This is a genomic window from Oleiphilus sp. HI0080 (assembly GCF_001635135.1).
Window position 1 is genome coordinate 1 of the sequence record NZ_LWFU01001222.1, and the last position, 519, is coordinate 519.

1 protein-coding gene is annotated in these 519 nt (G+C 49.3%); it reads left to right on the forward strand.

All coding sequences use genetic code 11. The annotated features are described in order from the left end of the window. A partial coding sequence (locus tag A3751_RS21415) for a VCBS domain-containing protein (RefSeq protein ID WP_197466589.1) occupies nt 1-519 on the forward strand: 519 nt, incomplete at both ends.

Sequence of the window (519 nt, forward strand, 5' to 3'; positions counted from 1 at the left end):
AATGTTGGGCATGACTCGGCACAGTCGATCCAGGTAATGGGCTCCCTCTCTGTCACTGACCCGGATGCAGGGCAAGACCATTTCATTGCAACAAACCCGATGGTTCGAAACGAAAAAGTCATCAGCGACCCTTTTCAAGGGGAGTTGCATATTGATCGTCACGGAAACTGGGATTATCGGGTTGCCAACGGAAACCCTGCGCTTCAGGCACTGAAAGAGGGTGAAACCCGAGATGTGATTTATGAAGTCAGGTCCGCCGATGGTACGACGCACAGAATCAATATCACGGTTACGGGAACCAATGATGCACCAATCGTAAGTGGTGACGCCAAATTAGCATCAGGAACCGAAGATACCGCAGTCACGTTAACTGAAGCACAACTGCTGGCTAACGCTTCGGATGTTGATCATGGTGAAACAGCAAAGTTAAGTGTACATCGTCGTAAGCCTCAGAAGTGTATAATAGCCAGCAATAGAGACGGTACCTACACTTTCACTCCCGAAGCAGACTACAACGGG